Origin of the sequence: Wolbachia endosymbiont (group A) of Limnophora tigrina, from assembly GCF_964263225.1 — a bacterium.
GTDB lineage: Bacteria > Pseudomonadota > Alphaproteobacteria > Rickettsiales > Anaplasmataceae > Wolbachia.
This window is the reverse complement of the sequence record NZ_OZ181654.1, coordinates 887,625-913,540: the sequence shown is the minus strand read 5'-3', so window position 1 is coordinate 913,540 and position 25,916 is coordinate 887,625. Positions and strand designations below refer to the sequence as shown.

Here is a 25,916-nt window from a genome sequence, read left to right as displayed (position 1 = left end):
GTCCTTTGACTATAATCCTAACAATTCTTTTCTAATTTCTTCTTTAATTGTATCAATAATCTTTTGATCAAGTTTATTTATTAAGGAATCATCAATACCTGTGATGTCATCTGGATTTTGTATCATTTTTTCAATAGCATCATCTATTTTTTTTACTCTTTCTTTATTAATTTCATCAAATATAGGTTTAATGTTTGCGTAACCAGGAGCGCCCTTGCTATAACTTTTGCTGCTTTCGTTGATACAACCACCAGCACCATATGTTTTATTCACGTAGTTTTTACTACATTTTGTTACATCTTTATACCCAATCTCACCATTTTCTATATATGCTATTTTATTATCTTTACTAGAGTTTAGCTTGTCCCCTTTCTTAATTTCTTCTTTTAATTTTAAACTTTGTTCATGAATTATTGTATCTTTGTAATTCTTTCCCCCATAGGTTCTGTATGTACCTCCGCCTGCAACAGTAATTAAATCTTTACAAATTGTTTCTGAAGAGTCTCTGCACATTTTTATTAAAGTTGGTCCCCCATCCTTGTTAGATTCATCATCTTCTTGTCCACCACCTCCTTCTGTCACTTTTACTTTAATATAGGGATAATTGGGGTTGATTTTTAGTTTAGCTTTAATGTAATCACCTGGCATTCCTAGTCTACTTACAGTAGACTGAGCTTTATCAGCTATATGACCAGCTTCACCACCTCCCCATGCTTCTATTTCAACGTAATCATACATTGACAGATCATCTGTATAGCCATCTCCAAGCTCATAAAGTTTTTGATCCCTGTTTTCAATAATCTGCTTCTTATGTTTCAATTGTGCTATTATTATTTCACGTAATCTCTTTTTTAAACCCTCTAAATCGAACCTACACAATTTATCAGCATAAAAGACTTCTGTTCTATTTGCTTTAATCGGTTGATTTTTTAATTGTGTGCACTTTTGTATTTCACCTTTCTCGTTTTTTACTGTTTTACCATCCTTATCCTTGCAATCCACTTCTTCATATCTTAAGTAAAATAGTTTATCATTCTTATCTACATACTGTGTTGAGCGACTACATACTCCATCAAAGCAGAGGCAACCATCATCACCGTGATTACAGTTTTTTTCTTCATACTTTCCATCTGTTAACTCATATACTATTTTGCATTTGTCACAATTTTGTTTTGTATCTACCTCTTTATCCTCTTTTGCTATGCAGTTATCTCTAGACTTATTTTCAGCAGGAATGGAAATATATCCTTTTTTATTAAATATTATTTCATTCAGTGCATCTTGTGACTTTGCTAAAACCTCAATTGTTTCGTTACAGGGAAAATAATAAAGCTGATCAGACTCCTTTGAATAAACAGTATTGTATTTATTGTATCTTGCCCCCATTGATTTTAGCGATATTAGCTTACTTTCTTTTTTAAGAACAAACTCCTCTGGTTCTGGTTGCCACCCAGAAAGGCAGAGCATTTTACTTTTAGAATTTTCTTTATATTTTATTTCTACTTTTGGATATCCTGAGCCATCTAGTTTGCACTTACCATTCTGAAGCTCTTTACATTCTGTTTCAATATCGGGAACATATCCATATTTTTCTAGAACTTCAAATTGCGAATTATTTTTTAATATACCTTCTATTACGCTATCGATGTCGCTTTTACTGTTACTGCTATCAGTTGTTTTTGCCACTATTGCTGGCTTTACTACTTTTAAAGGTAGATGGCCAACATATGTAGGAGAATTTTTATTAACATAAAAAGTACAGATGCCATTACTGTGAGTTCCACGTGCGTCATAAGTACAAACGTTCTCACTCATCTTCATTTTTACTTTTAGCGTATTTTCGCCTTTACCCTCATTAGGCTTTGGTATGCTCACTTCTTCAATCTTTGGAGCAGGTGGCGCTGGGAAGCAGCGAGCAGGAAATTGTAATTTTCTTTCGGACTCTTCTTCCTCAGTACCATAGTATTCAGCGCAGAGCTGACCTTTTTTTCTATAAGTTTTAAAGTGATGGTGGGTATCTTTATCTGGAATAGAGTATGTAGCACTTTGAATGTTTTTATTACTTGAAATAACGCGTGGAAAAGGTAGCTCTCTTCTTTCTTTCAGCTCACCAATAATGACTCCAACTCTTGGATGGAAATAATCATTTTCTTCATTTGTTATAGGAACAATTCTAACTTGTGGTGGTGACATCGCAAGTTGTTCACAAAATGGAGGTGGGCCAGGTGCAAGTTGCACAGGGGCACACTTTACTTTTGTTTGATAGCATGTATCACAAGCTTTTTCCATCTCTCCAGGACGAAAAATATTTTCCCCAGAAAATACTCTAGAGCCCCATGAAGAAATTCCTGACATACAAGCCCCCTTTTGACTACAAGCGCATATTTTAGGGGCATTAACAAATTTTACTTTTTCTTCATCAGTAACACCATCTGCCCATTCCCATTCAAGGCGTTTCGCAATTCCTTCTTTGATTTCTTTACTGTTATCTGTCTTAATTGTTCCATCAGCTAACATTCTATCTCCTTCCCAATCGATAAAAGCTGCTGCAGAAACTCCAGCACCTGTGGCTTGTGTGCCATATATTTTGTGGCAAGATGTTCCACTGGATAATATATAACAGTTGTCGTTCCCTTCGTAGTCGCAGACCTTAATCTTTGGATTAAAATAACCATCAATTCCTTGGTCTTTTACTTGTCTTACTGTAATATATTGGTATAGCTTTTCATCAACTTTAAAACTACCTTTAGTACCAAAAGTAAAAATTGCTAAAAAACCCTCCAAAGCTTTTTTGCCTCCAGCTTCAAGTGTAGTATTACTCTCTACAAGAGGCGGACAATCAGCATATCCTTGATAAGAAAGACAAAATATCAAGGAGAATATCAATAAAAAATTAAGCTTTACATTTTTCATAGAACGCCGGTAACCACTTACTCACTTTTTCGCCTTTTTCCTTTATTGCTTCATACATATACTTTATAGTCTCTTTATTAGCTGAAAGTACATGTATTTCTTTCATATTCTTCAAATCTAGATTTAAAGTTACTAAACCTTTGTATTGCTTTATCAAAAATAAACCTTCCTGTGTTGGTGTTTGCAAAATGACATTCAGTTCCTCTTTCGACAGAGAAAATGCTTTCATGTATAACCTGTTTGCATTTATGTTCGGCATCAGGATTCTCGTATCGACATGCTTATCTAAATATTGAGTAAACTTGCTAGCAAATGCTAGGTTTAAGTTTTCAGTACTTAGAATTACTACAACATTTAACTTTGTCATTCTTTGCATCCAGTCGTCAAACTCTCCCTCTGTAGGAAAAATATTACTTATCTCCCATGCTTCATCCAAAACAAGTATTGCAGGTGAGCCATCACATTTTGCTTCGAAAGAGTATAAGAAATAGTAAAGTATCACGGACATACATTCTTTTTGCTTAGTGAGATTTGCAGTATTGAGGGATATAGTTTTTGTTCCCCAGTCAATATCTGACTCATCACCATCTTGGAATAAGTAAGCAAATTCACCTTCACCACACCATTTACTTATTTTGCCTCCAAGAAGTAAAAGCACTTCAGAAATTTGAGAAATAGATCGCGATTCTCTTGGTATAGCAAATATAGAATCTACAATTTTTTTTGTCTTTTCTTCTACGTCTACCAAACTTGCATCTGCAACCATCCTTTTGATCAATTCAACAAGCATATTGCGATTAGAAGCACTATCTTCAATGTTCAGTGGGTTAAATTTTAGACTTTTATCTTTATATTTTGGATCAATTATGTAATATTGGCCGCTTACTGCTTTAGTAAATATTATTGATTTTCCAGTATTATCCAATATAACAATCCTAGGGTTAAATTTTCTTGATTCCGAAAGTAAGAAATTGATCAGTGAGGTTCTACCTGAATTTGGAGCTCCAAGTATTGTGGTATGACCATTATTTTTCTTTCCATGAAAGTTAAAAAAGTAAGGACTGCCTTTTTTTGAAAAAAAAACTGTTACTGCTTCTTTCCATCTTCCTCCTTTTAACGTACCTGATGTAAAATCATGCAACATAGCAAAGCTGCAAGCATATTTTTCTAATATATTTTTTGGTTGTGTAACAAAAGCAAAGTTTCCAGGAAGCTGTGCCCAAAAATGATTTTCCATGTGCAGATCAGTTCTAAACATCATCAACCCGATTAACGACATTACAGAGGATAAATCGCTGATATTTTTAGCTAACCTATTCTTATCATCTGCAAAGATTGTAACAATAATTTTCTGTTGACAAAAATCCATAGCAGAAATTTTTTCAAGCTCTATTATTTCATTTATTCCTGAGTTTTGAAGTAAGGTATTGTCCTCACTGATTTGCAGTATATTAATTTGTTTTTTAAATTCTTTTACTGCTTTATTATTACTAGTAAATATTATTATTTCTGTGATGATAAGCTCAGAGTCAAGTTGCAAACACCTATCTATATTTTCTAAGGGGATTTCTCGATATTCCTTTATGCAAAAAATAGAACCAAACTTCTGTTGACCTTCAAACGATGTTTGAAATTTATTGAAACCAAAAGCTACTTTTAAATTTTTAACATGCTGCGATAGATCCCTTTCACATATTGGATAATCTTTGTGCGTTAATGTAATAATGTAATGGAGAAATTCCATCATTTGAGAATATATTTTGCCTTCACTAGACCTAAGGCCCAGTTTTTTAGCTCCAAAAGGTTCTAAATCTTTTTGAATCAGGTCAGTTATTTTTTGTAATTCTTGATGATTTTTTTGTAAAAATAACTTGTGCCTATTCTTTATCCTGCCAAAAAAAAATGCATTATTAATATGTTTGCCAAAATCACTAAGTAACACCACAATGTATAACTCATTTATATACTGTAGTTTACTATCAACTAGTTTATTAAACCACGTTGAGTGTAGCTGATCGGAAAAGTCTGCAGTTTTATTCCACTGTAAGCTCAGTTTATTGCGCTTACGGACAGTGTGAATCCAAACTGTAAAATATAAACTCTGGATATTTTTTGATATACTTTTTCTAATTTCAGTTCTAAGATCACCATAGTTATCAACTGAAGAATAGTCTTCTAACTTGATTATTTTTAACAATTCCCCCTGTTTTGTTAGTATAGTTTCTTCATCGTAGTGGCAAGCATAAGGGATAAAATCTAAATTAATACTTTCTAGTAACGCTAAATTGTTCTTTTTTTCAGAATTAGAGCTAGTGGCCGGTACTTTTGGTTGCATACAACATTATGTGTATTCAATAAAAAGATAATTAAAAAACATAAAAATACTATCTTAATTTTTATCTTTTTTTTCGCTGTCGGGCTGTAATTTTATATCTTTTGCAAAGTTGAATTTTTCTTTCAAGTAATCTGTTGCTTTTTCTGTACTCCCAAACATCATGATCAGTACACCAAACAGTATCATGAAGAAAATTAGACCTCTGAACACTACTGCAAGTATCACTGTAGCTATACATAACCCTATAATTGTCGAAGGATTCATATTTTCCATAGTATCTTTAACTGAAAATGAAGAAATAAGTTCTTTCAACGTTCCTGGTATATTTTTCAATTCATCACTTGCTTTGCTAGAACATGACATGAAGATAAAACTTAACAGGGCTACAATAGCAAAAACTCTACCCAATTGAATACGCATCAGCTAAATACCTTTAAGATACTCCTTAACTGTAACAATTTTTACATCAATAGGCAAGAACCGAATTCACTTGCTCACCATAAGTAACTCATATTTAACTTTTATCACTGTGTTAGCCCTTTATTATCAACAAGAGGACTCACACTAATGGATATCAATTTACTTGACAGAATATTTGAACAAAATTCAGCAGCAGCAGCAGCAGCTGTAGCAAACACTGCAGCCACCACAAACAGTCCTGCTCCTACTAATCCTGATGTCATTGCTCCTGCAAAAATGCACCCTATTGCTAAGAGAGCAGAACTTGTTACAAGTGCGACGTGAAGATTTTTGTTTTTGATTTTACTATTATTTTCATAATTATTGGATTGCATTGTATCTTTTACCTTACTGCCTGTCACTGAGATCACACAATGAGGCCCTTCTTCAGTCTTCTTATAATGTTTAGAAGGGGATCTTCTTCCGCTTGGGCCTTTGGGCCTTGTTTTGTTCGGATGTGCTAATTTTGTTTTTCCTTCATCTTCTAGTTGCAAACTATTATCTTCCTCAGCAGGGTTTAATTTTAAGTGTACACTTTCCTCAGATGAAATGCTTGTTACTGAAGTTAAGCTGTTCCTTCTGCTACTTGATGCCAAGCTAGATGAATTTATTCGACTATCTAAATCACTACTACTACTACTGAGTTTAGAAGTATTTGCACCACTTGGCACTTCTACAGCATTCACAGTTATATTAGGCTTTTCATTTTTTAAATCTTTACTATCAATCGAAAGATCAGATTGACTATTCAATTGTGATTGTGTGATCTTCTTTCTTGCTTGCGATTGTTTTGATGTAAGAATTGTTGAAGCATCATAACTATCTAAACTTCTCAAGGAATTATATGTTCCAGAGATTCCTTTTCCACTTACACCCTTAGCTAAAGAATCCTTTTCCAGAGGATTAATACCTGAATTTTTGGGAATTTCAACTTCACCAGAAAGAATTTGTTTGTTAAATAGTTCCATAGTATTATTTTGTCTATTTGCTTGATTACTTCTAAGACTTTTCTGATTTTGAATAGTGCTACTAGAATGATCTTTGTCACTACTTTTATTAGTAATCCCTGTAATCTCTAAAATTATTTCTAATATTTTTCCTCTTCTTGTTGGTGATCTTTGTGATGATTTTTCTTCATTGTTAAGTACTGAAGATTTCATTAATTCCTCTGACTCTATCACTTTTGTTTTCAATGCTGGAAGGAAGTTGTCAATATAATATTTATAATATTCTTCTTGTTTTCTCAATGACTTTTCTAATTCAATTAATACGTTGGGATCAGCTCCTTTGTTAAACAACTCTATGCATTTTGCGATAGTTCCATCTCCCTTTTTTAGATTTCCATGATTATGTGTTTTTTTTGTGACCTTTTTGTATATAGCATTGTACAATTGTTGATTAATATCTTCACTCTTCTGATGTTTTGCAAAACGACTTAGCATAACATTTCTCCATACATAACAAAATGTATGAATACCTCTTTAGCGTTAATTTTACATTAAAACTGGGCAGTTATGCCTTATTGCGGATAATTATAGCAATTTGCTAACTATTTTCTTTGCTGATTACTGATTTTACATTTCAACATAATTGCTTGCCTGTTGAACTAACATATCTATCACTTCTTTTACAGGCTTTTCTCTATCAACCATGCCAACACTTTGACCGGCCATTAAAGATCCTGTTTCAACATCTCCATCAATTACTGCCCTTCTTAAAGCTCCAGCCCAGAACTTTTCTATTTCAAGCTGCCCATCTTCTTTTGAGATTTCTCCATTTTGATATTTATCAATAATGTCTCTTTGATGCTCCATAAAATCGTCACTTGCTTTGTTAACTATAGCCCTTACTGGAATTACAGGGAAATCAGCACTAATCTGCACAGAAGATACAGCATTACGCGCAGCTGATTTGATGAATACTTCTTTAAAATTTTTGTGAGCGATTGACTCATTCGTGCAGACAAATAATGTACCTATTTGACAGCCACTTGCTCCCATTTCTAGGTAGTTCACTATCATTTCGCCTCTTCCTATTCCACCTGCAACAAACACCGGTGTTTTCTCATTTTTAAAATGAGGTAATATCTCTTGTGCGAGAACAGAAGTGCTAACAGGACCGATATGTCCTCCTGCTTCCATACCTTCTATTATTAACGCATCTACTCCCATTTTTACTAACCTTTTCGCGAGGCTTAATGCTGGTGCAAAACACATAACTTCAATGCCCGCACTCTTGATTTTTTCTATATTAGGCTTCGTTGGTAGTCCACCGGCAAGCACTATATGGCTTACTTTCGTTTCAATGCACACATCTATCAACTCACTCAACTTTGGGTGCATAGTAATTAGATTTACACCAAATGGTTTGTTAGTTAATTTCTGTGTCTCTATGATTTCTTTTTTCAGTAAGTCTGGAAACATTGCACCGCAAGCAATCACGCCAAATCCACCAGCATTTGAGATTGCTGAAACCAAATTTCTCTCTGAAACCCAGCTCATAGCACCACCCATTATGGCAAACTCACTACCGAGAAAATTTGTTCCTTTTTTCCAGAGGCTACTTAACATACAACCTATATCATACGTTTAAAAATGTTTTGTTTATCTATAAATGTGTGTTTTAAAGCACCAATTATATGCAAGGCTATAAAGAGTATCATAAAATATGCAAGTATCGAGTGTAACTGATTAGCTGCACTAGCTAGATCTTCATTATGGTTAATTAATAAAGGGATATGGAAAAAATATTTGATCTCTTTGCTAGAAGCAGAAGACATGACATAACCAGATAGTGGCATTAGCACCATCAAAGCATATAAACCAAAGTGTATCGTTTTGCTCGCATTGATTACAAATCGAGAAAAATTGGCTGGTAATGGCGGAACATAAGTAAAGACGCGAAAAAATATACGTACTATAATTAATCCAAGAACGGTGATACCACAAGCCTTATGAACAGCGTATATGCTGAATTTAATTTCACTGCTAATCGGCAAACTTTTCATGTACAGCCCAGAACAAAGCATGCCAATAATAAAAGCAGACATTAACCAATGAATGATCCTTAAACCTAAACTATATTTATTGTCTTTCATTAATTTTGATTACTCTAAAGTAGAATTTATATAGTAGAAAAACTATTTCTCAATCAAAATTATCTATACATAATTTCGCTGCCTTGATCAACATAAGTGCAATAATTGTAGTTCAAATAAATATTGTCTATCAGATCATGAGGAGATGGTGAACTTTTAAGGAGTTTTTCTATTGTAACGATGAGTTATAGCTTGTACAAGAAGCCTATTGACTTTAAGCACATTTTACCCTATACAATTCCAATACCTTAAGCTACCAAAGCATGCCTGATCTAAAGACAATGATGCTAAATTTTGGCCCTCAGCACCCAGCTGCACACGGGGTGTTACGTCTTGTTTTAGAGATGGATGGTGAAGTGATCGAGAGGGCAGATCCCCATATTGGGCTTTTGCACCGTGGCACTGAGAAGTTAATAGAACATAAAACGTATCTTCAAGCTCTGCCTTATTTTGACCGCCTTGATTATGTGTCACCAATGTCACAAGAGCATGCATATTCGTTATGTGTAGAGAAATTATTGCAGTGCGAAGTTCCGATTAGGGCAAAATATTTGCGTGTTCTATTTTGTGAGCTGACAAGAATACTAAATCATTTACTAAATATCTCTTCCCAAGCACTTGATGTTGGGGCGATGACTCCTCTTTTATGGCTCTTTGAAGAGAGAGAAAAAATACTCGAGTTCTATGAAAGGGCCTCAGGTGCAAGATTTCACGCAGCTTATATAAGGCCAGGTGGACTTGCAGCAGATATCCCAGAAGGTTTGATTGAAGATATTGCAAAATTTATAGAGCAATTTCCAAAGTATATAGATGATGTTGATGAACTTTTAACGGAAAATAGGATATGGAAGCAACGCACTGTAGGAATTAGTGAAATATCAATAAAACAGGCGCTTGATTGGGGCTTTAGTGGACCAATGCTCCGTGCTGCTGGGCTTGCTTGGGATCTGCGGAAAAGCCAGCCATATGAGATATATGATCAGTTAGATTTTGATATACCTATCGGCCAAAATGGTGACTGTTATGACCGTTATTTAGTAAGAATGGCGGAGATTAGGCAATCTATTAGCTTGGTGAAGCAATGCATAGAGAAAATTCCTAAAGGGCCAATAAAAACTGAAGATAGAAAAATTTCTCCACCGCCAAGAGCAGAAATGAAAGAATCTATGGAGGCTATGATTCATCATTTTAAGCTTTATTCAGAAGGATATCATGTGCCAGAAGGTGAGGCATATGTGGCTGTTGAAGCGCCAAAAGGTGAGTTTGGAGTATATATAGTTTCAGATGGTACCAATAGACCTTATAGATGTCGAATAAGAGCACCTGGCTTTGCGCATTTACAGGCCTTAGATTTCATGGCAAAAGGACACATGCTTGCTGACATTGCAGCAATTATCGGTTCACTCGACATAGTCTTTGGTGAGATTGATAGGTAATTATTTTAAAATAGTAACTTAACTGTATCCGTTCAGCAGAGTGGTTTAAGAAACGATAGATAGAAGATTGTGAAAAGGGTTTAGCCTCCTCTGTTTCCATGTTAAGTATAACGAAATTATGTATCCGTTCAGCAGAGTGGTTTAAGAAACGATAGATAGAAGATTGTGAAAAGGGTTTAGCCTCCTCTGTTTCCATGTTAAGTATAACGAAATTATTTGCTCAAGGAATGAGTTTCCTCGTTCTGATTGTGTAAAATATGAATTTTTGCGATAAACGACATAATGCCGTATTTGCCGTTCAGCGTGATTATTTGTCAGCGGAGTATTTTCTGGGTCATCTAAAAATTTCCACATCATTCTTTCAGATTTCAAAATATTCTTTGCAACTCGAGACGCTCCAATTGCTTCAGGTAAGCGAGATATTTCCTTCAAATAATACCTTGTACGTTTTCGCAATTTCTTGGCACGTCTAATAAATCTTGAAACATCTATCTCATTTTTTAGTAAAGCTTTTTTCAGTGCAAATAACTCAGTGGCTACATTTCTCAAGTAACAGCCCAGAACTTTAACTTCAAATTTCCAACTATGCGCTAATCTTTCAAAATCCCTTGCTAAGTGTGCCCAACAGATTTGCCTTCTTTCATCAGCAAAGTAGTTGTATGCTGCATATCTGTCGGTTACTACCAAGCTATTACGATTGCAGCATACACTATTTTTTAAAACTTTCATTCCCCTTGACTCTGTCAACTTCACAAAACTTGCCGTATTGCTTGCAAACATCCAACACCAAGCGAGTTTACCTTTGTTATAATGGCTCGTTTCATCAATATGTAGAACTTTACTCCTACTTATCTCTTGTTCGATCTGCTCATACATTTTTTTGCATTTTGAAGCAACTCTATGTTCACTATTTGATATGCTACCGACGCTTATGTTCAAATTGAAGATATCATTTATGATGCTAGCTACTTCGCGCTTTGAATTTTTATAAAACCCACTGAGTGCTGCAACTACTGACTTAACCCTTGGGCCAAATGTATCTGGCGTAACACCCTCTGGTAACTTGCTACTTCTTCTTTTTCCGCATCTCTGACAACGGCCATGTTCCAACTGATATTCCATTACATAAGCCTTAATCTCCGGAAGATCTACTTTCTGATGAATATAAGGTTTTTCGCATATTGCAATCTTCCCTCCGCATTCGCAAGTAGGTGACAACTCTATCTTTATCACCTCATCTGCTTCCATTTTAGCACGATAATTACCCTTATGCCCAACTTGACCACCAATCTTTCTTTCGCTTTTTGGCTTTTCCTTTTTCATTTTGTATAATTCTTTTGAATTGGGAATTGATGAGTTTTTTGAATTTAAACCTAGCCTTTCCTTTAATTCAGCGTTCTCTATCTTTAAAGCCTCATGCTCTGCTTTTAAACTTTCATTCTCTCTTTCCAATCTTTCTATTTTTGCTTCTAACTTTTCTATTTTTTGCTGTAAATTTTTGCAGAGTTCTAAAAGGTTTACCATATTACCTCATATTTACCCTATGATTATCTTTATTATCTTGCTTTGTCTACCTTATTTTGCCGCTCTGCTGAACGGACACACTTAACTAATGGTTAAGACATCTTCTATCATAAATTGTATAAATTCATTGCCATTCCAGTAATTCATAGAGATTTTACCCAAAATGGCTTTAACATTACCCTGCATAATAGCAGAGCCGAGCTCAGTATTTGCACAGCGAAACGCAATAGCTTTGACCATAACATTATCGTCAGCAATAAAACATTTTATATGGTCAACTCCTATAACTTCCGGCTTTCTTATCTTTGCTCCTTGAATGATGAATCTTGGTTCAGGATTGCCAGCTCCAAATGGCTCTAAGCGCTGCAGTTGATTCCAAAGGGATAAGTTTATTGCTTTAGCTGTTACTATACCATCAGCTTTTATAGTTTTATCGTTTGTGGAGTTTGCAAATCTTTCAGTAAAAAAATCATGTAGATCACTTATTTTATCTTCTTCAATCGAAAATCCTGCTGCCATACTGTGACCACCACCTTCAATGATTAGGTTGGTAAATTTTGCAGAAAGAACCGCAGCACCAATATCTACTCCAGAAATTGACCTACAGCTTGCTTTTCCTATTCCATTGTTTAAAGATATCACTATCGTTGGTAAGTGAAACTGCTCTTTTAGTCTTGATGCAATGATACCAATTATTCCCTGGTGCCAATTACCACTTACCATTATAAAATTTACACCTAAGTGGGCAAAATTTTCCGCTTGTGTTGTGGCTTCCAAAATAGCCTCATTTTCTAGCATTTTTCTTGCATTATTCAAATCTATTAGTTTTAGCGCGATTGAATGTGCATCATCATCATCATCGGTGGAAAGCAACCTTGCACCGAGCGATGCTTCTCCAATTCTTCCTCCGGCATTTATACATGGCCCAATACTAAACCCTAATCGTGAAACACTTGGTTTTTCAAGGATTCCCAAAGCGTCAAACAAAACACGTAAGCCAACATTTTTTCTTGCTGACATAACTTTTAATCCTTGTAAAACAAAAGCCCTATTTAGGCCTGTAATCTGCATAACATCGCAAACAGTTCCAAGAGCAACCAAATCCAGTAGATCAAATAAATCTGGTTCTTTTTTGTTGGTAAAAAATCCTTGCTCACGTAGGATTCTGTTAAGAGCAACAATTAGCAGAAATGACACTCCAACTGCTGCTAAGTTATTATAAGGAGAGCTCTCATCAAGGCGGTTGGGATTAACAACTGCTACAGCACTTGGTAATTTTTCTGTTCCAAGGTGATGGTCGACAACTATAATATCAAGTCCAAAGACTTTTGCATCTTCTATTGGTTGATATGCAAGCGTACCGCAATCAACAGAAATACATAAATCAATACCATTCTTTTTAAGTTGTAATAAAGCATCTGTGTTCAATCCATAGCCCTCATCAACACGATCTGGAATATAGATTATAGAGCGTGTTCCAATCGCTCTTAGGTACCTATTAATCAATGCTGATGACGTTGCACCATCAACATCGTAATCACCAAATATTGCAATATTCTCATTATTGTTTATTGCTTTTATTATGTGAGAAACAGCTTTATCCATATCAAGGAGGTGAAAGGGATCTGGTAATAGCGATCTGATTAGTGGGTGTAAGAAGTCATGTGCATTTTCTATGTTAACACCACGAGCAACTAATATTCTTGCTAATATTTCTGGCAACTCAAATCTCTGTATAAGAGTAAAAATCTCCCTTTGATCTGCTTCTTGTAACTTCCACAGTGCATTTGTTATGCTGCGTTTTTCAATATCAAGTAGCATATTTTTTGTAAATAAAACTACTTTACCAGAACTTTTACGCTTGTTCTATAATTGTGTTAGACTTCTGTATAACCTAAAGAAAGATATAGGAGAGTGTCACTCGAAAGGAATCACATTTATTTTGACAAAGAGCATCTGTAAAATCTGATACTTCTTCTTGCATAACATGCTCTTTAATTAGTATTATATCTATATTAGCATATAAGTGTGAATATTATATTAGTGTAATTACTTTTTGGTATACATGACAAATTTATGCCTGGAAACAGTTTTTGGTTACTCAAACCTTTTCTACCTTTATTTCATATTCTTTAAAGTATTTTTTGCACTTTCTTTATAAAAACCATAGGTACCAATCGGTTTTTAGCTTAAGAATAAAGGTTAAGTATCTGGAATTCTGGACATAAAATCCTCCTGAAAGATTAGAAAGAAAATGCAGCGCATATACAACAGAATTTGAACACGTGCTGAAGAAGATACACTACGTTTTTTTTTGAAAAATTGACTGAAAAGTCTGCAGACGAAGATAGATTTTTGAGCTCTTAAAATACCTCTACTGTTAGAGTAAGGAAAGCGAGAAGGTTTGTCAAGCAATCTTTATTGGCTGTTGTACTAGAATTCAGTTTTTCGTATAATTTGCTAGAATTTGTGTGAAGAATTTTAAATATGAAAGGCCTATATATTAAAACTTACGGCTGTCAGATGAACGTTTATGACTCCATTTTAATGGAGAATATAGTTAAGCCTTTAGGGTTCAACGTTGTTAGTGATGCAGAACAAGCTGATTTGGTGATATTAAATACTTGTCATATTAGAGAAAAGGCAGCAGAAAAGCTTTACTCAGAGCTTGGAAGAATCCATTCATCACAAAAAAATAAGGAAATGACCATAGTGGTGGCTGGATGTGTAGCGCAAGCAGAGGGAGAAGAAGTGTTCAGAAGGGCTCCTTTTGTTGATATTGTTGTTGGTCCGCAGAGTATTTCTGCTTTACCGGAGTTAATAGTCAAAGCAAGCAGAAGTAAAGGTCATGTAATAAATACTGATTTTCCAGAAGTTGCGAAGTTTGATAAATTGCCAGATGAATGCTATGGCAATAGCCAGGGGTCTTCTGCGTTTCTTGCCATACAAGAAGGTTGTGATAAATTTTGTACGTTTTGTGTGGTACCATATACACGCGGGGCTGAGTATTCACGACCAGTAAATGAAATATTCCGTGAAACATTGAAGTTAGTTGCAAATGGGGCAAGGGAAATCAATTTGCTCGGTCAAAATGTTAATGCTTATCATGGAGAGTGCGAAGGAGAGGTGTGGGATTTAGGAAAATTAATTAGTCACATTGCTAAAATTGAAAAGCTAGAAAGAATCCGCTACACAACTTCTCATCCAAGAGATATGCACGAATCTCTCTACTTGGTACATGCGGAGGAATCAAAACTCATGCCGTTTGTTCACCTACCTGTGCAGTCAGGTTCGAATAAAATATTGCATGCAATGAATAGAAAACACACGGCAGAGGAATATTTGGGAATAATAGACAGATTGCGCAAATTGAAACCTGAAATCGAATTTTCTTCTGATTTTATTGTTGGTTTTCCTGGAGAAACTGAAAAAGATTTTGAGGAAACTATGAAGTTAGTAGAAAAAGTAAAGTACGCTCAGGCTTATAGTTTTAAATATAGCCCAAGGCCAGGAACGCCAGGGGCGGAAAGAAAAGATCAAGTACCAGAAGAGGTTAAAACAGAGCGTCTTCTTCGTTTACAGGAATTAATTAGCAAGCAACAACTTGAATTTAATCAGAGTATGATAGGAAAAACTATTCCTGTTCTATTCAGTGATAAAAAAGGTAAACACCAAAATCAAATTATTGGTAAAAGCCCATACATGCAATCAGTATGCGTTGATGATCCTGACGATAAATACAAAGATAAAATAGTAAATGTAAGGATATTGGAAGCTCGGCAAAATAGTTTGTTGGGATGCGCTGCCTAATTAGAGAAAAGTGCTCCCATGGTCTCATGTAGAAGCACTTTGTGTGTTTTTATAAGTTTATAAGCTATCTAGATTTAATCCTTAAAGGACTACAACTCTCTGTTACGCAATCATATGAGACTTGATATAATAGATTTGCGGGATTTTTTTTCTTTTCCCACTGATAGTGTACTTTTTCAACCTTTCCAGAATTATTATATTCATAAGAAAGCGATCTCCAAATAACGCTGCTTTTACTATTATTTTTGTTAGCATTGTGAAATTTCTGATAAGGCCAACTGTTATTGTCTTTATTCATCTTTAACTTAAGTAAATAAGTCTGATTTATTAATATGCTGTATAATAATGTCAACACCTATCAATGTTTATAAAAACAGAGTTTTTGGATTTGTAATTTTCCAGAAAGCTCTATATTCTTTGATTTTATCCAGTTAAAATGAATATGAAGTATTATCCTGATACAAGCAGCAGTCCTGATTTTTCATTGCTAGAAAAGGAAATCATAAAATTTTGGCAGGAAAATAAAATTTTTGAGCAGTCAGTCGAGAAACGTTCCAAGGATAATTGTTTTGTGTTTTATGATGGGCCTCCATTTGCAAATGGACTTCCGCATTACGGACACTTACTTACCGGTTTTATAAAAGATGCATTTGCAAGATATCAAACTATGCTGCAAAAAAGGGTTGAACGTAGATTTGGTTGGGATTGCCATGGGCTACCGGCTGAGATGGGTGCAGAAAAGGAGCTTGGAATATCTGGCAGAACTGAGATAGAGAAGTTTGGCATTGAAAAATTCAATAATCATTGCCGTACTTCTGTGATGAAATTTTCATCAGAATGGGAGAAGTATGTAAATAGACAAGCAAGATGGGTAGATTTTCACAATGACTATAAGACTATGGATAAGTCATTCATGGAGTCGGTCATGTGGGCATTTAAGCAGCTTTATGATAAAGGTCTGGTGTATGAATCAATACGCGTTGTTCCCTATAGCTGGGCGTGCGAAACTCCACTCTCTAATTTTGAAACAAGGCTTGATAATGCATATAGAGAAAAAATTAGCAAAGCTGTAACTGTTGCTTTTGAACTTTTAGAAAATCCAAAGCAATTTAAACAAAAATGTAGATTACTTGCTTGGACTACAACGCCTTGGACGTTGCCGAGCAATCTTGCACTGGCAGTAGGGGAGGATATTGAGTATTGTATGGTGTTAGTAAATGGTGAAGTCTGCATCTTTGCTGAAAGTTATTTAGAGAAATTTGTCAGCCACTGTGAACAAAGCAATATTCAATATGAAAACTGTAATACAAAACTTAAAGCGAGTGATCTTGCAGGTCTTTCCTATAAACCACTGTTTGATTACTTTAAAGATACAAAGAATGCGTTCCGTGTTTTCATTGCTGATTATGTTACAGGAGAAGATGGTACTGGTGTTGTGCACACTGCTCCTGGATTTGGTGAAGAAGATTTTTACCTTTGCCAAAGCCATGATATTCGAGCTGTTTGTCCAGTTGATAACGCTGGAAAATTTACTACTGAAGTTTCAGATTTGGCAGGAGTTCATGTTTTTGATGCCAATGATACAGTAATCAAGAAATTAAAAAGGCAGGGGAGCTGGTTTAAAACTGAGCAATATATTCACAATTATCCACACTGCTGGAGAACTGACACTCCTTTAATCTACCGCACTATGCCTTCTTGGTATGTTGCTGTGACAAAGTTTAAGGGAAGAATGACAGAGCTAAATAAGAGAGTTAATTGGATGCCAAATCATATAAGAGATGGTCAATTTGGAAAATGGCTTGAAGGAGCGCACGACTGGTCTATTTCACGCAATCGATTCTGGGGTACTCCAATTCCTGTGTGGAAATCAGACGATGCAAAATATCCAAGAGTGGATGTGTATGGCTCAATAGCAGAACTAGAGCGAGACTTTAATGTTAAGATAGATGACTTGCACAGACCGTTTATCGATACTTTGACGAGACCAAATCCTGATGATCCAACAGGAAAATCAGTTATGCGTCGTGTGCCTGATGTGTTTGATTGTTGGTTTGAGTCTGGCTCGATGCCGTTCGCGCAAGTTCACTATCCGTTTGAAAATAAAGAATGGTTCGAGAAAAATTTCCCTGCGGATTTTATCACTGAATATATAGCACAAACAAGAGGATGGTTCTATACGCTTTTTGTGCTTTCCACTGCTTTATTTGACAGTGAGCCATTTAAGAACTGCATATGCCACGGTGTGGTTCTTGATGTGAAAGGGCAGAAATTATCCAAACGTCTGAATAATTATGCGGACCCAATGGAAGTGTTTGACAAATATGGTTCTGATGCGCTGCGTTTTCTTATGCTGTCTGGTTCCATTGTCTGCGGTGGTAATTTACTACTCGACAAAGAAGGAAATTTAGTGCGTGATGTTCTGAAAAACGTAATAAAACCTATTTGGAACAGTTATCACTTTTTTACTATGTATGCAAATGCAGATGGAATTAAAGCTGAGATTTGTAGGGATTATCAGAATACTATTGATTGCTACATGATTTCAAAATGTTTTGAAGCTGTGGAAGGTATGCGAGCTTCTATGAACAACTATAACTCTCAGGAAGCTTGCAAAATCTTGACAGATTTTTTTGAAGTGCTAAATAATTGGTATATTCGTCGCAGTCGCGAGCGTTTTTGGAAAAGTGACTTAGATCAAGATAAAACCGACGCTTATAATGTTCTATACACAGTTTTTTATTACATACTACGGGCTGCAGCTCCTTTGTTGCCACTTATAACAGAGACTATATGGCAGGGGCTGAAGTATAAAGAAACATCTGTTCATTTGGCTGATTTTCCACAATTAGATAGATATAATAGTGAACTCATTGCCAAGATGGATTTGGTAAGGGAAATATGTAATGCTGCACTCTCTATTAGAAACATGTTTAACATACGTATAAGGCAGCCACTTGGTAGCATGACTATTTATCATAAGTCTTCCTGCAATTTTCTTGAAGATGAATATCAAGAGATGGTAAGAGATGAGGTGAATGTAAAAGAACTAGAAATAGTAAGTGAATTGAAAGAGGTTGCATCACTAGAGTTAAAATTAAATTTTCCTGTGCTTGGAAGAAAAGTTCCAGACAAAATCAAGAAACTAGTTCAATACGTTAAGGAAGGAAAGTGGAAGCAAGTTGAAAACGAACAGATATTTTTGGGAGATGAAACAGAGAGCTATACTATGGAAAAAGGTGAATATGAACTATTATTAAAAGCAAACAGTGAATATTCTGCTGTGTTTGATAATAACAAAGGAGTTGTTATTCTAAATACTGAATTAAATAATGAACTAATTCTAGAAGGGCTGGCAAGAGATATTGTGAGGCTTATTCAAGAAACTAGAAAACAGGCTGATTTTTATATATCAGATAGAATCAGAGTAATAATCAAAGCAGAAGATGAGAAAATTAAGGAAGCAATAAATACATGGGTTGAATATATAAAAGATCAGACCCTTGCCTTATCTTTGGACACTAATAAAGAGATCGAGGCCGATTTCTATTCTAAGGAATACCAAGGTTTGACAGTTGGTATTAAGTTAATAAAGTTGCAAAGTTAGTAATGTTTATGCTATACTTAAATTGCTTTAAGTAGGGTGGTGATATGAATCAAGTTGTTGCAGATGGTCATAGAGAAGTTATTGATTTAAATAACAATAGTGATGGTTTAGGTAAAGTAGAATCTATTTCCAATGTTGCTTTGGAAGAGGAAGAAGAGTTTTTTGATGCTATGGAAGATGTTTCTAATGTAGAAGAAGGGAATGATTTAGGTCTTGCTAATTCAGAAGAGGAAGAAGAGTTTTTTGATGCTGTAAGTAAGCAGGATTGGTTAATTAAACAAATAGCTGCTTTTAATGTTCCGCTCAGTATATTTCATTATAAAGATTATAATTCTGACTTTTTTACCTCCTGGTATAATATGTCAAGCGAAATATTGAAAGAGATAAACAGAGCTTGCCCAGAGAAGAAAATATTAAATTTAGCTCTGTCAGTTTTAATGCTCCCTTATATTGCTTTTACTGCACTGGGGTTAGTCATATACAGTAGATTTAAAGCAAATAGCAAGACACAAGAAGGTGTAGTGGAAGATAAGACAAAAAAGAGTGAAACAGGTGTGCCAAAAAGATTGGCATATGGCGCTCTTGCTGCAATGGCAATTTTTGTTAATGTGACTGTGCTTGTAGCCTTAATCGTTCCTGCAACAGTTGCTTTGGCTACTTTTTATCTTTTAAATAGAGAGTTATCTCACTCTTTAGTTGCTGCTCTTAGAATAAGTATGGGGCAGTATTCTAATAAGCACCAAAATATAGAGGTATCTTTTCATGAAATGGAGGTTTCTGAGTCAAGCATTGCATATGATATGGAAATAAAGTTTCCACTGCAATTTAAACAATTACTTAGAGATTTATGCGATAATGAAAATAATCAGTGGTTTAGTGTAACGCGGGATTCAGAGCGCAATATTGTACTGAAATTGTCAACTAACATCAATTTAAAAAATGGTCTTAAGCCCTTGCGTAATAAAATCAAGAGTGTGCTTGCAACTTCGATTCAAGAATGCGCAAGAACTATGGAAGAGCTGATGAAGCTAGAAAAGAAAGATATTACACATGATAAACTGAAGGAATTGTTGAACGAATTCAGGCTGAAAGTTGTAGATAGTATAGGCCATCAATTGACAACTCATTTGATAGAAAATGCTTATCAAGTTGCCTTCATACAAGCAATTAAGTTTCAGCAAAATAGACGGGGAGAAGATTTTTCACTGGAGGATGAGATAAAAAATACTTTAGTGAAACAGAAATTAGAAAGTCAAGGTAAGGAATTACCAAATGAGAAAGAGATGATAATAGGAGATATAAAAAAACTGAAAAATAAAGAGGCACTTGATTTAGCTGATGAAGATGATCGATTAGAAGCATTGGGAAAAGTAGGTGGGATAACAAGAGATATAAGTGATGATGCACTTCCTGTATTTAAAGCAGAGTGGGAACGACTTAAAGAAGAAGGGAAAATAGCTAAGAGTACAATCATTGATGTTTATAAGGATATATATCCTCAAGAAACGAAGAAAGCTCTAGATAACACTAAAAGAGAGATTGAGTGTTTAAAAAAAGAAGGACAGGAAAGATATATTAGGATACATGAAAAATTGAAAGCAATATATGATGAAGGAAAAAATAACTTAACAGACAATGATTTAAAAAGGAAATTAGAAGGTCTTTTTAAGTTCGAGTATGGTGATCAAGAAGTTGAGCGAAGGCTAGTAAAATCAGTAATGAGAAAAGCAAAGGGTGAGTTAAGCCTGTTAGGAATACTAAGCTTAATAGACCAGTTTCGAGATTTAGAAGAGGAGATAAAAGTTCCTTTGAATGGGGAAAGTTTAGAAGAAGCTTCAGGTAAAGTGAATGATTTTATAGCAAAGATGTATTTAGAAATAACGAAACGTAAAACGCAAGATTTGTTTAAAAGTCAAGCAAAGGGTATAGAGAATTCATGTAAGCTGTTAGAGGAAAAGGAGCCGGATTTAGTACAGAGGATTAATGTGCACCGAGTGAAAATTGCAGAATGCTTAGATCAACCTATATCGTTAAGAGAAGTAATAGAAGTAATAGAAGAAAGTGAGGATTTAAATAAGTACTTAGAAGATGAGCGAAAGAGAAAAGGAGAAAAGCATCCAAATACAAAGCTAATACAGAAGCACTTAGAAAATAACAAAGAAATTCTAAAAGCATTAGAACAGTTAAAATTAGAAAAAGAAGGATTATTGATAAATGAAGAAACAAAAAATGATTATAGAGAAGAACTGGAATCTCGCGAAAAAATAAAGTTTGCAATAATAGAAGATGATTTACTTAAAGCATTCGAGCATGAAATTTTTGATGAAGAAGCAATTAAGAAGTTACTAGAGAGAGCAGAACTTGAGTACTATTTGGCAGAAAAGTGCATAAAAAGTCCTGTGATTAAGACAAAAGACAATATCAAACATTTTTGTCAAGATTTATTGTCTCCTTTAATAAATAGGTTGGTGGAAAATATAGTAAATAATGTACCAAAAAGTGATAAGAGTTCATGGCTGCAGCCTATAAAAGCTATTAGGACAGGCTTGGGATATATTCAAACAGGTCTTGCCGTTGCAATGCGTGGGGATAAGAGCACAGAAGGAAAAGCGTTGAGTGTGGCACATGATACTCATAAGGAAGTAGAAACATTTCTTCAACATTTTCAATCAAGTTATGAGGAAGTAGGAGTTTTTTTGGGTAATTTATTTTCTGATGATGGAACGACATTTAAAAATGATGTATGGCCTAAAGTAGAAGAGCATTTGCATGGAATGTGGGATAGGTTTTTCAAGGATATTGAATTCAAGATAGGGAATAAATTGGATGAAGTAAACGTGACACAGCAAAATCAGGAAACGGCGATTACGGCTTAATAATGGTATCCGTTCAGCAGAGTGGTTTAAGAAACGATAGATAGAAGATTGTGAAAAGGGTTTAGCCTCCTCTGTTTCCATGTTAAGTATAACGAAATTATTTGCTCAAGGAATGAGTTTCCTCGTTCTGATTGTGTAAAATATGAATTTTTGCGATAAACGACATAATGCCGTATTTGCCGTTCAGCGTGATTATTTGTCAGCGGAGTATTTTCTGGGTCATCTAAAAATTTCCACATCATTCTTTCAGATTTCAAAATATTCTTTGCAACTCGAGACGCTCCAATTGCTTCAGGTAAGCGAGATATTTCCTTCAAATAATACCTTGTACGTTTTCGCAATTTCTTGGCACGTCTAATAAATCTTGAAACATCTATCTCATTTTTTAGTAAAGCTTTTTTCAGTGCAAATAACTCAGTGGCTACATTTCTCAAGTAACAGCCCAGAACTTTAACTTCAAATTTCCAACTATGCGCTAATCTTTCAAAATCCCTTGCTAAGTGTGCCCAACAGATTTGCCTTCTTTCATCAGCAAAGTAGTTGTATGCTGCATATCTGTCGGTTACTACCAAGCTATTACGATTGCAGCATACACTATTTTTTAAAACTTTCATTCCCCTTGACTCTGTCAACTTCACAAAACTTGCCGTATTGCTTGCAAACATCCAACACCAAGCGAGTTTACCTTTGTTATAATGGCTCGTTTCATCAATATGTAGAACTTTACTCCTACTTATCTCTTGTTCGATCTGCTCATACATTTTTTTGCATTTTGAAGCAACTCTATGTTCACTATTTGATATGCTACCGACGCTTATGTTCAAATTGAAGATATCATTTATGATGCTAGCTACTTCGCGCTTTGAATTTTTATAAAACCCACTGAGTGCTGCAACTACTGACTTAACCCTTGGGCCAAATGTATCTGGCGTAACACCCTCTGGTAACTTGCTACTTCTTCTTTTTCCGCATCTCTGACAACGGCCATGTTCCAACTGATATTCCATTACATAAGCCTTAATCTCCGGAAGATCTACTTTCTGATGAATATAAGGTTTTTCGCATATTGCAATCTTCCCTCCGCATTCGCAAGTAGGTGACAACTCTATCTTTATCACCTCATCTGCTTCCATTTTAGCACGATAATTACCCTTATGCCCAACTTGACCACCAATCTTTCTTTCGCTTTTTGGCTTTTCCTTTTTCATTTTGTATAATTCTTTTGAATTGGGAATTGATGAGTTTTTTGAATTTAAACCTAGCCTTTCCTTTAATTCAGCGTTCTCTATCTTTAAAGCCTCATGCTCTGCTTTTAAACTTTCATTCTCTCTTTCCAATCTTTCTATTTTTGCTTCTAACTTTTCTATTTTTTGCTGTAAATTTTTGCAGAGTTCTAAAAGGTTTACCATATTACCTCATATTTACCCTATGATTATCTTTATTATCTTGCTTTGTCTACCTTATTTTGCCGCTCTGCTGAACGGACACTAATAATGAGCTCTCAAAGTTCCTTCAGTATTTTCACACACTAAGTTGACTATCATATTTGATTCTTTTTGGATTTCCTCTTCAGTTAAAGTGTGAGTTGGAGAGCAGAAAGTAACTGAAAATGCTATAGACATCTTATTCGATTCTATATTGTTTCCATGATATACATCAAATATCAAAACTTCTGTGATGAGCTCTGAGCTTTTTTTCACCATATTGATTATACTGCCTGCTGCTACATCTTTATTTACAATAAATGCAAAGTCGCGTTTTACACTTTGATATTTATAATCGATAAATTTTTTTCTACTTATAGGTAAATTTTCGATATTTTCTAATATCAACTCAAAGCCTACAATTTTTTGTTTAATGTTAAAAAAATCCAATATACTCGGATGCAATTCTCCAAAATAACCAACTATTTTACTTCTAAAAGATAAGGAGCCTGATTTTCCTGGGTGATAATATTCTTTTTCTGCTCTCTCTATTGCTAAATTATCACAATTGACATTAAAAAGTTCCAAAGCTGTTATGAGGTCAGCCTTTGCGTCAAAAATATCTATTTTTCTATCAGTGTTATAGTGGTTTTTCGGCGAATTATTTCCTGATCTAATTCCACTTAAAACGTACTTAGATTGAGCTTCGTTATTATAAATTGGCCCAATTTCAAAAATTGCAAAATCAGGTGTACCATGGGCAGTATTATCTGCAGTAACTTTTAACAAATTTGGTATGATGCTTGGTCTCATTATATTAAAGTCATTATTAAATGGGTTGTCGATAATAAATAATTTATTCAAGTAACCAAACTTCTTAGCTGTTGATTCACTCATAAAAGACCAAGTTATCACTTCATGAAACCCTCTGCTTGTCATTAAAATGCGCAAATCATCTTGTGTCTCTTCTTCTACTGTAACGTCTTCTGCTAGTTGCTCTTCCTTTATTTTATCATAGCCGTATATTCTTACTACCTCTTCAACTAAGTCAGCAGGTATGGTTACGTCCGGTCTCCAGCTTGGTACTTGTATATTCCAATTACCTTCGGTTTTTTTATCGATACTAAACCCTAGCTTTGTTAAAATATCGAATACCTCATTAGGTGATGCAGATACACTTCCAAGTTTGTTTGCATTCTGATAATCAAAATTTATCTTGGTATAAGCCTTATTCAAATTGCCAGCAGACACTATGCTTGACACTTCTCCGCCACATAAATCCAAAATCATTTTGGCTGCAAGATTGAGTCCATCAAGGGTAAATTCAGGGTCAATTGAACGTGCAAATCTGTAACTTGAGTCTGTGGAGATGCCTAGCTGCCTTGAAGATTTAGTGATGGAGATGGGGTCAAACCAAGCAGACTCTAAAAAGATATCAGTAGTTTCAAGAGTGCATTCACTGTACTTACTGCCCATAATTCCAGCAATTGCCTGAACGTTTTTATCATCAGAAATAACGCTTATGTCTTTGTTCAATGAGTATTCTTTATCATTTAAACCAATAAATTTTTCTCCATCGTTTGCTTTACGTACTGTGAGCTCTCCTTCTATTTTTTTTGCATTATATGTATGCATTGGGCGATTAAAGGATATCATGATGTAATTAGTAATATCAACTATTGCAGAAATGGAGCGCATTCCTATCGATTCCAGACTATCTTTTAGCCATTTTGGACTCTCTTTATTTTTTACATTAGTGATATATACTCCACTAATAAAACTCTCCCCATCGATGACTTTGACGTTTATTAGTGAGTTCATAGAAGCGGTAAGTTGTGGAATGATTAAAGTCTTTAACGTTCCAATTCCAGTTGCTGCTAGATCACGTGCTATTCCATAAACACCTAAGCAATCTCCACGGTTTGGAGTGATGTTTATGTCAATTACAGGATCGCAATTGAAAAATTTATCTCCTGTTTTATAATCATCAGAAAGCTCGATTATTCCTTCACTTTCATCTTGAGTCAGCGAAAGCTCAGAGGCAGAGCAGAGCATCCCTTCACTTAGCACTCCTCTTATTTTTGTAGGCTTAATTGTAAAGTTGCTTTCTGGCAATGTGCTACCAAGAGATGCAAGTACAGTCTTCATGCCTTCTTTAACATTTTTTGCTCCGCAGACTATCTGCAGAACTTTACTTCCATCATTTACTCTACATAATTTTAATTTATCAGCATTTGGATGAGGTGCGACTTCTAATACTTCTGCAACAACAAACCCGGCCAATCTGGAATTGTCGATCACATTCTCTACTTCCAACCCTATGTGAGTTAATTTATCAGTAATTTCCTCTAAACTAGCATTGGTTTCTAAGTACTCTAATAACCAAGATAATGTGAATTTCATCTATCTAACAAGAAACAAAAATTCATAGTAAT

General features: G+C 34.9%; 14 protein-coding genes. 4 read left to right on the top strand and 10 right to left on the bottom strand.

Translation table 11 applies throughout. The features are described 5' to 3' along the window. Positions 1–9 precede the first annotated feature (9 nt). The 6 genes from ACE38P_RS04210 to ACE38P_RS04185 form a co-directional block, all read right to left on the bottom strand. Positions 10–2,913, bottom strand: a complete 2,904-nt coding sequence (locus tag ACE38P_RS04210; protein WP_374699563.1) for a hypothetical protein — start codon at positions 2,911–2,913, stop codon at positions 10–12. Further along, on the bottom strand, positions 2,894–5,248 hold the full coding sequence (locus ACE38P_RS04205) for a type VI secretion protein (protein ID WP_264375800.1): 2,355 nt from the start codon (positions 5,246–5,248) through the stop codon (positions 2,894–2,896). Before ACE38P_RS04205 ends, ACE38P_RS04210 begins: the two co-directional genes overlap by 20 nt. Positions 5,249–5,302: 54 nt before the next feature. Continuing rightward, a complete protein-coding gene (locus ACE38P_RS04200) occupies positions 5,303–5,668 on the bottom strand; it encodes a hypothetical protein (protein ID WP_010402638.1) in 366 nt (121 codons plus the stop codon). Between the two features lie 104 nt (positions 5,669–5,772). Then, complete coding sequence (locus ACE38P_RS04195) at positions 5,773–7,149, bottom strand: DUF350 domain-containing protein (RefSeq protein WP_374699562.1); 1,377 nt, start codon at positions 7,147–7,149, stop codon at positions 5,773–5,775. Positions 7,150–7,281: 132 nt separating this feature from the next. Continuing rightward, positions 7,282–8,277 (bottom strand): NAD(P)H-dependent flavin oxidoreductase, encoded by a 996-nt coding sequence (locus ACE38P_RS04190; RefSeq protein WP_010402622.1) that lies wholly within the window; start codon positions 8,275–8,277, stop codon positions 7,282–7,284. Between the two features lie 5 nt (positions 8,278–8,282). Then, positions 8,283–8,804: a cytochrome b gene (locus ACE38P_RS04185; RefSeq protein ID WP_213863969.1), complete on the bottom strand. Its 522-nt coding sequence runs from the start codon at positions 8,802–8,804 to the stop codon at positions 8,283–8,285. Between the two features lie 263 nt (positions 8,805–9,067). Here ACE38P_RS04185 and ACE38P_RS04180 point away from each other — a divergent pair, with 263 nt between their 5' ends. Then, entirely contained in the window at positions 9,068–10,240 is a 1,173-nt protein-coding gene (locus ACE38P_RS04180; RefSeq protein WP_264685566.1) for an NADH-quinone oxidoreductase subunit D, read from the top strand. Positions 10,241–10,381: 141 nt separating this feature from the next. Here ACE38P_RS04180 and tnpC (ACE38P_RS04175) read toward each other — a convergent pair whose 3' ends face one another. Next, positions 10,382–11,764, bottom strand: a complete 1,383-nt coding sequence (gene tnpC / locus ACE38P_RS04175) for an IS66 family transposase (protein ID WP_374699286.1) — start codon at positions 11,762–11,764, stop codon at positions 10,382–10,384. Positions 11,765–11,845: 81 nt separating this feature from the next. Beyond that, positions 11,846–13,585, bottom strand: a complete 1,740-nt coding sequence (gene recJ / locus ACE38P_RS04170; RefSeq protein ID WP_264704581.1) for a single-stranded-DNA-specific exonuclease RecJ — start codon at positions 13,583–13,585, stop codon at positions 11,846–11,848. 666 nt (positions 13,586–14,251) lie between these two features. Here recJ and miaB point away from each other — a divergent pair. The 3 genes from miaB (at position 14,252) to ACE38P_RS04155 (ending at position 22,057) form a co-directional block, all read left to right on the top strand. Beyond that, on the top strand, positions 14,252–15,574 hold the full coding sequence (gene miaB / locus ACE38P_RS04165) for a tRNA (N6-isopentenyl adenosine(37)-C2)-methylthiotransferase MiaB (protein WP_353281360.1): 1,323 nt from the start codon (positions 14,252–14,254) through the stop codon (positions 15,572–15,574). 436 nt (positions 15,575–16,010) lie between these two features. Beyond that, a complete protein-coding gene (ileS, locus tag ACE38P_RS04160) occupies positions 16,011–19,181 on the top strand; it encodes an isoleucine--tRNA ligase (RefSeq protein ID WP_374699561.1) in 3,171 nt (1,056 codons plus the stop codon). A gap of 44 nt (positions 19,182–19,225) precedes the next feature. Continuing rightward, on the top strand, positions 19,226–22,057 hold the full coding sequence (locus ACE38P_RS04155) for a hypothetical protein (protein WP_374699560.1): 2,832 nt from the start codon (positions 19,226–19,228) through the stop codon (positions 22,055–22,057). 26 nt (positions 22,058–22,083) lie between these two features. Here ACE38P_RS04155 and tnpC (ACE38P_RS04150) read toward each other — a convergent pair whose 3' ends face one another. Together tnpC (ACE38P_RS04150) and pheT are read right to left on the bottom strand one after the other, a co-directional pair. Further along, positions 22,084–23,466 (bottom strand): IS66 family transposase, encoded by a 1,383-nt coding sequence (tnpC, locus tag ACE38P_RS04150; protein ID WP_374699286.1) that lies wholly within the window; start codon positions 23,464–23,466, stop codon positions 22,084–22,086. Positions 23,467–23,544: 78 nt separating this feature from the next. Next, positions 23,545–25,884 (bottom strand): phenylalanine--tRNA ligase subunit beta, encoded by a 2,340-nt coding sequence (pheT, locus tag ACE38P_RS04145; protein WP_374699559.1) that lies wholly within the window; start codon positions 25,882–25,884, stop codon positions 23,545–23,547. Positions 25,885–25,916 lie beyond the last annotated feature (32 nt).

What these genes read in the sequence shown, in the direction of transcription:
- miaB (WP_353281360.1), top strand. Translation starts at nt 14,252, where the DNA reads ATGAAAGGCCTATATATTAAAACTTACGGCTGTCAGATGAACGTTTAT.
- ACE38P_RS04205 (WP_264375800.1), bottom strand. Translation starts at nt 5,248, where the DNA reads ATGCAACCAAAAGTACCGGCCACTAGCTCTAATTCTGAAAAAAAGAAC.
- recJ (WP_264704581.1), bottom strand. Translation starts at nt 13,585, where the DNA reads ATGCTACTTGATATTGAAAAACGCAGCATAACAAATGCACTGTGGAAG.
- ACE38P_RS04200 (WP_010402638.1), bottom strand. Translation starts at nt 5,668, where the DNA reads ATGCGTATTCAATTGGGTAGAGTTTTTGCTATTGTAGCCCTGTTAAGT.
- ACE38P_RS04195 (WP_374699562.1), bottom strand. Translation starts at nt 7,149, where the DNA reads ATGCTAAGTCGTTTTGCAAAACATCAGAAGAGTGAAGATATTAATCAA.
- ileS (WP_374699561.1), top strand. Translation starts at nt 16,011, where the DNA reads ATGAATATGAAGTATTATCCTGATACAAGCAGCAGTCCTGATTTTTCA.
- ACE38P_RS04210 (WP_374699563.1), bottom strand. Translation starts at nt 2,913, where the DNA reads ATGAAAAATGTAAAGCTTAATTTTTTATTGATATTCTCCTTGATATTT.
- ACE38P_RS04180 (WP_264685566.1), top strand. Translation starts at nt 9,068, where the DNA reads ATGCCTGATCTAAAGACAATGATGCTAAATTTTGGCCCTCAGCACCCA.
- ACE38P_RS04155 (WP_374699560.1), top strand. Translation starts at nt 19,226, where the DNA reads ATGAATCAAGTTGTTGCAGATGGTCATAGAGAAGTTATTGATTTAAAT.
- pheT (WP_374699559.1), bottom strand. Translation starts at nt 25,884, where the DNA reads ATGAAATTCACATTATCTTGGTTATTAGAGTACTTAGAAACCAATGCT.
- ACE38P_RS04190 (WP_010402622.1), bottom strand. Translation starts at nt 8,277, where the DNA reads ATGTTAAGTAGCCTCTGGAAAAAAGGAACAAATTTTCTCGGTAGTGAG.
- ACE38P_RS04185 (WP_213863969.1), bottom strand. Translation starts at nt 8,804, where the DNA reads ATGAAAGACAATAAATATAGTTTAGGTTTAAGGATCATTCATTGGTTA.
- tnpC (WP_374699286.1), bottom strand. Translation starts at nt 11,764, where the DNA reads ATGGTAAACCTTTTAGAACTCTGCAAAAATTTACAGCAAAAAATAGAA.
- tnpC (WP_374699286.1), bottom strand. Translation starts at nt 23,466, where the DNA reads ATGGTAAACCTTTTAGAACTCTGCAAAAATTTACAGCAAAAAATAGAA.